This is a genomic window from Helicobacter didelphidarum, assembly GCF_003364195.1.
Lineage (GTDB): Bacteria > Campylobacterota > Campylobacteria > Campylobacterales > Helicobacteraceae > Helicobacter_A > Helicobacter_A didelphidarum.
Map to the genome: position 1 here is coordinate 44,134 of NZ_NXLQ01000013.1, position 11,843 is coordinate 55,976.

6 protein-coding genes and 1 pseudogene are annotated in these 11,843 nt (G+C 31.3%); 4 read left to right on the plus strand and 3 right to left on the minus strand.

Annotated elements, in window-relative coordinates; genetic code table 11:
* Window positions 1-10 precede the first annotated feature (10 nt).
* A complete protein-coding gene (locus tag CQA53_RS06615) occupies window positions 11-1,693 on the minus strand; it encodes a lipoprotein N-acyltransferase Lnb domain-containing protein (RefSeq protein WP_181882380.1) in 1,683 nt (560 codons plus the stop codon).
* Window positions 1,694-1,924: 231 nt separating this feature from the next.
* Complete coding sequence (gene metK / locus CQA53_RS06620; protein ID WP_115543229.1) at window positions 1,925-3,088, minus strand: methionine adenosyltransferase; 1,164 nt, start codon at window positions 3,086-3,088, stop codon at window positions 1,925-1,927.
* A 480-nt stretch (window positions 3,089-3,568) separates the two neighbouring features.
* On the opposite strand from metK, the gene metE reads away from it, so the two are divergent.
* Complete coding sequence (gene metE, locus CQA53_RS06625) at window positions 3,569-5,809, plus strand: 5-methyltetrahydropteroyltriglutamate--homocysteine S-methyltransferase (protein ID WP_115543230.1); 2,241 nt, start codon at window positions 3,569-3,571, stop codon at window positions 5,807-5,809.
* 220 nt (window positions 5,810-6,029) lie between these two features.
* Here metE and metG read toward each other — a convergent pair whose 3' ends face one another.
* Window positions 6,030-8,042, minus strand: coding sequence for a methionine--tRNA ligase (metG, locus tag CQA53_RS06630; RefSeq protein ID WP_115543231.1), 2,013 nt, complete (start codon window positions 8,040-8,042; stop codon window positions 6,030-6,032).
* A 393-nt stretch (window positions 8,043-8,435) separates the two neighbouring features.
* Between metG and glf the strand changes: the two are divergent.
* The 3 genes and pseudogenes from glf to CQA53_RS06645 all read left to right on the plus strand — a co-directional run.
* Window positions 8,436-9,515: pseudogene (gene glf / locus CQA53_RS13730) on the plus strand (UDP-galactopyranose mutase); the annotation flags it as partial.
* A 15-nt stretch (window positions 9,516-9,530) separates the two neighbouring features.
* Complete coding sequence (locus tag CQA53_RS13735; RefSeq protein WP_407918846.1) at window positions 9,531-10,631, plus strand: glycosyltransferase family 2 protein; 1,101 nt, start codon at window positions 9,531-9,533, stop codon at window positions 10,629-10,631.
* A 238-nt stretch (window positions 10,632-10,869) separates the two neighbouring features.
* Window positions 10,870-11,709 (plus strand): glycosyltransferase family 2 protein, encoded by an 840-nt coding sequence (locus tag CQA53_RS06645; protein ID WP_115543233.1) that lies wholly within the window; start codon window positions 10,870-10,872, stop codon window positions 11,707-11,709.
* Window positions 11,710-11,843 lie beyond the last annotated feature (134 nt).

Genomic DNA, 11,843 nt, shown 5'->3' on the forward strand with positions numbered 1-11,843 from the left:
CAAATAATCTCTAAAAATAAAATGAAAATCCAATATTATTTTGCCACATTGCATTGCTCTGATAAAAAATACTTCTAGAATTTAATAAATTATGATAGCCTATCGTTTCAATAAACATATCAATATCTTTTGTAATTCCTATGCCCATATAATGATACAACTTTGAATCATATCCGCGATTATTTCCAAAGAAGTCATAGTAGTAGTTATAATTTAATATCCATTTGAATGGGACATTACCCAATGAAAAACTCGAAATAAATCCCGTTTCAAATCCTATTGCAACATTATTAATTATGTCATAACGATAGAAAAGCTTTGGCACTGTATAGAATCCAAATGCTCCAGCATAAGCTCCAATACCAAAACCTACCTCGATGGTTGGAAAAATATAGCTATTTGAATTTGGCTGTGCCAAAAAAGTATTATTTGCACCATGCTGATAAAGATTAGTTTCAAAAGCAATACGCATATATTTTGAAAATATTTTTGTGCGTGGAAAATCCATAATAGATTGTGTTTTTAAAAGTTCGATATTTTCGATATAGGGCATATTACGATAAAAATCAAAACCTACTTTCATATTCATCAGTTTTGCCTCTGTATAATCTTTATATGCTACATTCACATTCCGAAGATCTGAATAAATAGGTGTTATCTCAAGTTTTAGGTGATGAAAACTTGGTGTGTCTGTTCGCACATAAGGAGAGATAAAATTACCATAAAATAGAGCAATACGAGTATTATTTTTATTTTGTGTAACATCATTTGCACCATATTTTTCTATGAACTTTATTTTATTTTTTGGGTGATGTGTCTCTGTAAGTTCAATAAGATTTTTAGATTGCAGGAGATGAAGATATTCTGTCGGTGTTTGAAAAAGTTTCCAATTTTGTAACAAAAATTCTGGATTAATAGCTCCAAGTGCACTACGAACAGCGTCATTGCAATTATAGCTCATGAAGCTATAATTAATCTCTTTTCCCTTAAGCTCCCAAATATGTTGTTGGAATCTAGATACTTCTTTCTCATTGAGTTTAACACGGAAACTATAAACACTCCGATTTTGATTTTGTATATAATCATCTTGCAAATATTCTAATGGCTTAATTTCATAATCACCTTTAGCACCTGAAGTAAAAAGTGCTATGTAAGTGATTGGATTAAATCCAAGTTCATTGTCTCTTACAAAGAAACTAATGGTAAAATCCTTGTTTAATACCTTAGTGGTTTTTGGAGTATCTGATTGTATCAAGTCTTTTGTCGTAAAACGAAAGAAAATATGCCCTAGAGATGAACCGGGGGCACTCTCACTTTCACTTGCAAAGTTAAGAAAAATTTTCTCAAAAGGCATATTTTGCATAAATTCTTTATACTCAATACAATTTCTTTCGTCTATGAGATTATGAAGTATTTGTTTGTATGGGGCTGGGGTATGTTTTAAGATATATTGTATACGCAGAGGAAATCGGCATACAACACTATTGTTATCATTGCGTGATATATTTGTATTCAAATCTAATGTGCTACTTCTAATATGTTGTTCAATAAATAACTGATAAATAAGTGCATTATATTCTGCTTGAGGATTTTTATAACCAACCGAACTTATAAAATAATTTGATTTTTTGTTAATAAGAGACTGATGTCCTCTATAATGTAACAATGTTTGCCATTCACTATCATTTTGCACATCTTGATCCAATAATATATTATATAATAATATATTATCCTGCAACAGGAAAGCATTACTGAAATTTGAATACAATATAATGCAACATAGCAATATTTGAAATATTCTTAATTGATTCCTCATTATCAAAACTTCATAAAACAAACAATTCATTTTCTATGCAAAAACTAATTGACCTTGAAATAAAAACTATTATTTATATAAAAATTATTCCTTAATCCATATCAAACCTTACTTGTTCATACCACAAAAGTCTTTTATCGCTTCGATTTTATCTGTTTTTTCCCAGCTAAACTCGGGTAACTCTCGTCCAAAATGCCCATAAGCTGCGGTTTTTTGATATATCGGACGCAACAAATCAAGAGATTCTATAATGCCTTTTGGTGTGAGTTTAAAGACTCTTTTAATACATTCTGTGAGTTTAGAATCTTCTACTTTGCCTGTGCCTTGTGTATCTACAAGTATTGATACTGGTTCTACCACGCCAATAGCATACGCCACTTGCACGATAGCTTTATCGCAAACTCCACTTGCTACGAGGTTTTTTGCTACATATCTTGCCGCATAAGCCGCGCTTCTATCGACTTTGCTAGGGTCTTTCCCGCTAAATGCACCTCCGCCATGCGGACAACTCCCGCCATAAGTATCCACAATAATCTTTCGTCCTGTAAGTCCTGCATCGCCTTGTGGTCCGCCAATGACGAATTTCCCTGTGGGATTGACAAAATAGCGAATATTATCATTGAGATATTCTTTTGGTAGGACTTTTTGCACGATTTCTTCTATCACGGCGTCCCTCAAATGTGTTTGACTTGTCTCTGGGCTGTGTTGCGTGGAGAGAACGATAGTATCAATCGCCACTGGCTTGCCATCTTCATATCGCACGGTAACTTGAGATTTGCCATCTGGTCGCAAAAACGGCAATGTGCCATCTTTTCTCTTTTGTGCTAAACCTTCAGTTAATCGATGTGAAAGCCATATCGGTAAGGGCATAAGGGAGGGGGTTTCACGACAGGCATAGCCAAACATTAGCCCTTGGTCTCCTGCTCCAATCTCGCCATCTTCCCTATCTACGCCCTGATTAATATCTGGACTTTGTTCTCCGATACCATTAAGCACCGCTGCGGAGCGATAATCAAAGCCATATAGCGCGTCTGTGTAGCCGATTTCTTGCACGACTTTTCGTGCTATTTCTTGCATAGGCGCATACACATTTGTTTTGAGCTCTCCTGCGATGACGCAAAAGCCGTTACTCACAAGCGTTTCGCACGCTACACGAGCATTTTTATCACGCGAGATAATATAATCTAGCACAGCGTCGCTGATTTGGTCTGCCATTTTGTCTGGGTGTCCTTCGGTTACAGATTCTGAAGTGAAAAGAAACGATTTTTTCATAAACTCACCTTGTGTTTTGGATTTTTTGCTTGTTGTGAATGGGCGAAATAATAGCACAAAATATTAAATATACATATTGTAATTTTGATTTTATGATAAAAAATATCTCATAAATGATTGCAAAAAGCTATTCAATATAATTTTAATTAATATGCTCAATCAAAATTATATTGAATATGAAAATTGTAATATTATGGGAAAAATAGTATTATTGTTAATCATTTAAATAATAAAAAACACAAAAGATATATTTTAGATGTTTTAATTCTGGCAACACAGAAGGATACAATGTATATTCACATAGTGTAAATATACTTAAATTATATTAAATATTCTTGAAAACTTAATTTTGTATTGTAAGCAAAAAATGATGCTCTTACGAATTTATCCTAAAGAAAACAGAAGAATTAATCTACCAATATTGACAAACACAATATGTAAATGATAAAATTATGCAAATTTTCTAATGAGGTTAAATATATGAACATAATAGGATTCCCAAGAATTGGTGAAAAACGAGAGTTAAAAAAGGCTTTAGAATCTTTTTGGACAAAAAAAATGAGCGAAAATGAACTTCTTTGTGTAGCGAAGGAACTTCGCACATTGCATTGGAGTTATCAGAAAAAATGCCCTTTTGTTGTTGTTAATGATTTTAGCCTCTATGATAATATGCTAGATTTAAGTTACGCTTTGGGTGCTATTCCTGCGAGATTCCGTAATCTTAAAGGTTTGGAGCTTTATTTTGCAATGGCACGCGGAAATGGCGAAAATGTCGCATGTGAAATGACAAAATGGTTTAATACTAACTATCATTTTGTTGTACCTGAATTAAGCAAACATGATTGCTATACAGTTAATGCAGAAAAAATCATTAATGAATATAATGAAGCAAAATCGTTGGGGTATGCTCCAAAGATTAGTCTCATTGGTCTTTTTACCTATATTGGTCTTTCAAAAACAAGTGATAACTCAAGTAAAAAAGATATTTTTCCACATTTGAAAAAAGTTTATTTAGAACTCATCAAGACTTTAAGTACATTGGAAAAAGGGACAATCATTGAGTTTCATGAACCTATTTTTGTAAAAGGTGAAAATGAATTTTTCCCTTATATCAAAGAAGTATATAATGAAATTTGCACATTTGGAGTAAAAGCGATCGTAACAACTTATTTTGAAGCAAGCAACGAAGCAACAAAGATATTGGTAGAAACAAATATTGAAGGTTTGGGGTTAGATTTTCTGTATGGAGAAAATAATCTCACAAGTCTTCAGCTTATAGCAAATGCAGGTAAAAAGCTTTATGCAGGGCTTATTGATGGACGAAATATTTGGGTCGCAAATCTTGATTCTAAACTTAGTATTCTTGATAAAATCAGCCTTATTGTTCCAAAAGATCTTATTCATATTGGCACATCCTGTTCGCTTTTGCATGTGCCTTTCAGTAAAGATTCTGAAATAAAAATGGATAAAGAAATTTTAAGTTGGTTGAGCTTTGCAAAAGAAAAAGTGCGAGAATTGGAACTTTTAGAATCCCTTTTTAGAAATGGGATAGTAGATTCTAATAAGGAAGCATACGAATTCAATAAAACTATCAATGATGGACGCAAGCAATCACAAAAAATTCATGATACAAAAGTGCGAGAAAGAATTGCGAATCTTGTTATCACTGAACGAAAAGAATCTTTTCAAGCAAGAATTAAAACTCAAAGAAAAGAATTAGGCTACCCAGATCTTGCAACGACTACGATTGGAAGTTTTCCACAGACTCCAGAGTTGCGTGCATTGCGACAAAAATATAAAAAAGGTGAGATTGATACAGATACATACGAAAATGGAATCAAGGAATACATTACAGAGTGTATTAGATTCCAAGAAGAAATAGGGTTAGATGTGCTTGTGCATGGCGAACCAGAAAGAAATGATATGGTTGAATATTTTGGTGAACAGATGAAAGGATTTGTATTTAGCCAAAATGGTTGGGTGCAAAGCTATGGTAGTCGATGTGTAAAACCCCCAATTATTTATGGTGATACAAGTCGCCCAGAATCTATGACATTAAAATGGTCAAGTTTCGCTCAATCACTAAGCAAAAAGATTGTGAAAGGTATGCTTACAGGTCCCGTTACGATTCTTAATTGGTCTTTTGTGCGAGATGACCTTGCACGGAAAGAAGTATGCAAACAACTTTCACTTTGTATCGCTGATGAAATATCAGATTTACAAAATGGTGGAATTAGAATCATTCAAGTAGATGAGGCAGCATTTAAAGAAGGGTATCCATTGCGAGAAGAAAATATTAAGGAATATGAAACTTGGGCATTAGAATGCTTTAAAATCTCAAGTTCTGTTGCAAAACCTCAAACACAGATTCACACACACATGTGTTATAGTGAATTTAATGATATTATCAAAACTATTGAGGCAATGGATGCTGATGTGATTAGTATTGAGACTGCAAGAAGTGGTAATGAATTGCTAAAGATATTTAAGCAAGTTGGATATGCAAATGAAGTTGGACCTGGTGTGTATGACATTCATAGCCCAAGAATCCCAAGTGTTGATGAAATATACAAGCAGATCAAGCTTTTACTTGAAGTTTTACCAAAAGAACAATTATGGATCAATCCAGATTGTGGGTTAAAAACAAGAAAATGGGAAGAAGTCAAGCCAAGTCTTAAGAATATGATTGAAGCTGTAAAAAAGATTCGATCTGAAGGTTAAATTACTTTGATATGTTGCGAGATGGTTAGATTATAATTTCTTTAACAATACAAAAAATAGATATTAAGATATTCTTTGTTTTATGGGTAGCAAAGCACAGATTAAGCTATCACTAAAACTAAAAAAGTAAAATAAAACGGATTATGATTCCTGCAAATAATAGTAATCCTCAAAATGTAAAAGCCTGTATGTAGAAAACAAAAAACACTTCAGATAAAATTTAACTCACTCTTGAGCCATTCTCCTTTTCTTTTTCAACACGTAATAAACTTAAACCATGTGAATCCTTACATGCGAGTATCATTCCCTCACTCAATTCACCCATAAGTTTTGCTGGTTTTAAATTACTAAGAACAAAAACTTGAGTTCCAACAAGACTTTCGGGTGTATAAAATTCAGATATTCCTGCAATAATTTGTCTTGGTCTCTCTTCATTTATATCCACTTTGAGTTTTAAAAGTTTATTGCTTTTTGGTAATTTTTGTGCTTCTAGGATTGTCCCTATTTTGATTTCTATTGATTGAAAATCTGCAAGTGTAATTTCATTCTCAATTTTTAGAGAACTAAAAATCTCTTGAGATTGTGTTTTAGAATCTTTGGCCATATCATTTACATGAGAATGATTGTTAATTTTTTGAGTATGCAATTTCATTTGGGGTTCTTCTATTTTTGGAAAAAGTGCCTCAATTTTTGTAATCTGGAATCCACGCAAATACGCATACTGAATAATTAAACTATGGAATTGTTCATGATTAATTCTTATCCCTAAGCATATTGCAATTTTTTCACAAATATGAGGCATAATAGGATAAAGTAAAAGTGTAACTTTTGCTAAAATATTAGCAATTAGATTGAGAAATGCCTTGCAATCTTCAAAGGCATTGCGTTTAATAAGCTCCCAGGGTGCTACTTGCGTAATAAGTGAATTTGCCAAATAAAGTATTTCCCAAACAGATTCTAAATATTTATTTGGTTGCATAGAATCCATAAATGCAAGACATTCATGACACAATGAATCAATTTTCTCTCGCTCTACTTGATAATGATTAATCGTAAAACTCTCATGTAAATCAAAATTAAAATATTTTTCACTCATACCAATTAAACGATTTACAAGATTCCCTAAATCATTGCTTAATTCACCATTATTTCGATTAATCAATGCTCTCTCTGAAAAATCACCATCTTGTCCAAATGGCACTTCTTTGAGTAAAAAATATCGGAGAATATCAATTGAGTATGCTTCCTTGATTTCAAGGGGATTGATTACGTTGCCTAAACTTTTACTCATTTTCACACCATCGATAGTCCACCATCCATGCACAAAAATATGCTCTGGTAATGGCAAGCCAAGACTCATAAGGAATGCTGGCCAATAGATAGCATGGAATCTCAAAATATCTTTTCCCACAATATGTGTCGTATGCTCAAAATATTCCATTTTAGATTCTAGAGTAGGATTTTGTTCTGGTTTATGTTTAAGTTGTTGTTTTGCATTATTATAATCAAGTCCATATCCCAATGCGTTTGCATAATTCATAAGTGCATCAAGCCATACATAAACAATATGACTTTCATCTTTAAGTTTAAACGGAACTTTTATCCCCCATTCGAAACTTGTACGCGTAATAGATAAATCCTGTAAATTCCCCTCCACAAATTTTATAACCTCATTTCTTTTATGAGCAGGTAAAATGCAATTTGGATTATTCTTATACCATTCCAGTAGCTTTTCTTGATATTGTGAAAGTCTGAAAAAATAGCTCTCCTCTTTTACAATGCGAGTTTCTTTTCCACAATCTGGGCAATAAACACCCTCTAAAACTTGTGTTTGTGTAAAAAAACTTTCGCAACTTACACAATATTGCCCCTCATATTCACCTTTATAAATATCACCTTTATCATACATGATTTCAAAAGCTTTTTGCACACCTAAAATATGCTCGAGATAAGTAGTTCTGATAAATTTATCATAATCAATATCAAATGCGTCCCATACGGAGCGGAATTTTTGACTAATTGAATTGGTATATTCAATAGTTTGGATTCCATGTTTTTTAGCTGCTTCTTCGATTTTTTGTCCATGCTCATCTGTCCCTGTGAGTAAAAATACATCATCTCCTTTAAGTATCCAATATTTTTTAACCACATCAGCAATAATTGTTGTATAAGCATGTCCTATATGTGCAATATCATTTACATAATAAATAGGCGTTGTAAGCAATCGTTTCATATCTTCTCTTTATAGTGGGATTGGCTTTATGAGAATCTATTTATTACAGAAACAAACTTCCCTGCAAAGATTCTCTCTTACTTTTTTATTTAGAGCTATTCTATCGTTGATTTTTAAAGATTTTGTTGTTATTGTAAAATTCCTAATTTTTTCTTAAGTTTTTGGATTATTTTTTGCTATATTTTTATCGCTAGATTTTATTTATAGTTGAAGGTACATTTTGTCTTCATAGTATGGTAGATTTATTATTGAACTGAATTTAAGAAGTTCTAATTTTACCATTAAAATAATTTTATATAGTATAAAAAGACAAAAAAATAGATACAATACTAAAATAAAAAAATGTATTAAGAATATAAAAATTCTTGTATGAAAATATTTTAAAGGTTGATGATGCACGATTATTTAGTTGTTGGTAGTGGTTTATTTGGGTCCATTTTTGCCTATGAGGCTCGAAAAAGAAATAAAACATGTCTTGTAGTTGAAGCGAGAGATCATATTGGTGGAAATTGCTATACCAAAAATATTGAAGATATTAATGTGCATTATTATGGTCCACATATTTTCAGAACAGATGATATAACAATTTTTAATTATATGAAACAATTTTGTGAGTTTAATCACTTTATAAATTCACCTATTGCAAATTATAAAGGTAAACTTTATAACCTACCCTTTAATATGAATACTTTTTATCAAATTTTTAAGACAACAACACCTAGAGAAGTACAAGCTATAATCGAAGAACAAAGGAAAACAATCAGGGATGAACCAAAGAATTTAGAAGAACGAGCTATTTCGTTGGTTGGTGTTGATGTGTATGAGAGACTTATCAAAGAATACACACAAAAGCAATGGGGGAAAGAGTGTAAGGATTTACCAGCATCTATCATTAAGAGACTTCCCGTGCGCTTTACTTATGATAATAACTATTTTAATGACTCATATCAAGGGATTCCAAAAGGTGGTTACACAAAGATATTTGAAAAACTCCTTAAAGACTGCGAAGTGAAACTTGGAATTAATTATTTAAAACACAAGAATGAATTTAAAGCTAAAAAGGTTATTTTTACAGGAACAATAGATTCTTATTTTGATTATAGCTTAGGGGAGCTCGAGTATAGAAGCCTAAGATTTGAACACGAAGTGCTAAATGTGAAAAATTATCAAGGTGTGGCAGTAATGAATTTTACAGATAAATCTAAGCCTTATACACGCATTATTGAGCATAAGCATTTTGAGTTTGGAAAACAAGAAAAAAGTGTAATTTCCAAAGAATATCCACAAGATTGGCATAAGGGCATAGAGCCTTATTATCCCATCAATGACGAAAGAAATTCTAGGCTTTATGAAAAATATTTGAATCTAGCAAAGCAAGAGAAAAACATAGTTTTTAAGGGAAGATTGGGGGAATATAAATATTTTGATATGCAAGATGTTATAAAATCGGTACTTAAATTTGTGAAACTAGAATTTGGAGAATTAAATATGGATGCAATAAACGATATAGATTCCAGAATCATTAATATAGATATTCCTAAAGTATCTATCGTGGTGCCATCTCTGAATGTAGCTCCATATATCAAGGAATGTATGGAGAGCATTATTAATCAAACACTAAAAGATATAGAGGTGATCTGTGTAGATGCAAATTCAAATGATGGTACACTTGAGATTCTAAAAGAATATGAACAAAACGATGCAAGAATTAAAGTTATAGTTAGTGATAAAAGAAGTTATGGTTATCAAATGAACCTTGGTATAAAAGAGGCTAAGGGAGAATATTTAGGTATAGTGGAGCCAGATGATTTTATTAAAGAAAATATGTATAAAACACTTTATAATCTAGCAAAAGATGAAGATGTAGAGATGATACGCGAAAATGCTATTTATTTTTATGAGAAAAATAATAAATACGAAATGTCAAATGTGAATGTGGTATGGAATGGTTTGGCATATGGAAAAATTAATAATATAAATACAGATATAAGAGTCCTTACAAAAGTTCTTGTGGGTATGAATGCACTTGGAATCTATAAGCTGTCTTTTATCAAAGAGAATGATATTAAGTTTAATGAAACTCCGGGTGCTTCTTATCAAGATAACGGATTTTGGTTTCAAATGAATATGTTAGCCAAAAGCATATATTTTCACAATGACGCACATTATTACTATCGAAGAGATAATCCAAACTCATCTTGTAATAATAAAGAAAAAATTTATGATATATGTAAGGAATACGATTTTATTGTGGATATGCTAGAGAAATATAATACAAAGGATTTAGCCCCCATTGTGGCTTATCTTCGGTTTAATATGTATATTTGGAATCTTAATCGGATAGATATATCCCTTGTGGCTGATTTTGCGAAACGATTTTTTAATGATTTCGTGGATTTGAATAATAAAAAATTACTTGATATAAAATTATTTCAAGATGACGGATTAAGATATTTATCACTACTTTTGCAAGCAGACACATTGCAAGAGGTGGTTTATTTGGCTATTTATTTTAGATTCCAACAAAAATATTATTATATTGAGAATGGGGGGGGGGGATATAGAACATATTTTAGTAGCTATGTCTAAAGATTATAAATATTGTTTTCAAAATAATTTAATAGACAAAAACCTCTTTAACAAAAAAGAATTTCAATGGCTCTTAACTTTAACCAAAAATCCATATAGAATCTATCGTAAAATAAAATGGAAAAAAAGCTTCATAGGCTCCATAGTGAGAAATCCTAAGAAAATTTTAAAATTAATAAATAATACTTCTCAAAAATGAAAATTAATTTAAAAAATATAGGGTATAGAAAGGATAGTAATGAGTAATAAACCAAATATAAAACCTTTAGTTTCTATAATTATTCCATTTTATAATGTAGAAAAGTATTTAAGTCAATGTTTAGATTCTATCATAAATCAAACCTATAAAAATTTAGAAATTATTTTAATCAATGATGGGAGCAGTGATAAGAGTGGAAGCATTGCCAAAGAATACGAAAATCTGGATAAAAGAATCAAAGTATTTGAACAAAAAAATATGGGTGCTGGAGCTACAAGAAATGCTGGATTTGTAAAAAGTAGTGGAGAATATGTATTATTTTTTGACTCCGATGATTGGTTGCACAGTTGCGATGCTATTGAGCTTTTAATCACACGGGCATTACAAACGCACGCTGATATAATCATCGCTCAATCAAGAGCATATAGAGACAAAGACAAAAATTTTGAGGATATGCCACATTCTTTAAGAATGGATTTGTTGCCTCAAAAAGAAGCTTTTAATTATACTGATTTTCCAAAATATATCTTTAATTTTTGCGTAGGTTGGGCTTGGGATAAATTATATAAAAGAGATTTTATTGAAAACCATAAGATTGCTTTCTCTGAAGTTGCTTCTACCAATGACTTATATTTTGTATTTTTATCTTTGTTTTTTGCAAACAGAATTTCTATAGTCCCACAAATTTTATTTATTAAGAGGATACAGCTTTTGCATTCTATTGGAGCGACTTTATATAAAAATCCATTATTATTTTTTGAAGAAACTATGAAGCTCAAAAAGGCACTATTAACTGGGGGGGGGGGGGGGGCAAGACCATGTTCACAAAAAGTTTATGATTTTCTTCTAATTTTTTTTGTTTGTTTTTTTTCTCTGTAAAAAAATGCAAAAATACAGAATAATTTTAAAAAAAGCTTAAATAAAAAAAAAAGGAAAAACTTTGGAAATTAACGTGGAGAGTGTATTAAAAAATATTTAAATATTATATTAAAAATCTTTAAAAAATATTTATA

Excerpts from the sequence above, each read along its gene's own strand:
- metK (WP_115543229.1), bottom strand. The coding sequence starts at position 3,088 with ATGAAAAAATCGTTTCTTTTCACTTCAGAATCTGTAACCGAAGGACAC.
- metE (WP_115543230.1), top strand. The coding sequence starts at position 3,569 with ATGAACATAATAGGATTCCCAAGAATTGGTGAAAAACGAGAGTTAAAA.
- metG (WP_115543231.1), bottom strand. The coding sequence starts at position 8,042 with ATGAAACGATTGCTTACAACGCCTATTTATTATGTAAATGATATTGCA.
- CQA53_RS13735 (WP_407918846.1), top strand. The coding sequence starts at position 9,531 with ATGGATGCAATAAACGATATAGATTCCAGAATCATTAATATAGATATT.
- CQA53_RS06645 (WP_115543233.1), top strand. The coding sequence starts at position 10,870 with ATGAGTAATAAACCAAATATAAAACCTTTAGTTTCTATAATTATTCCA.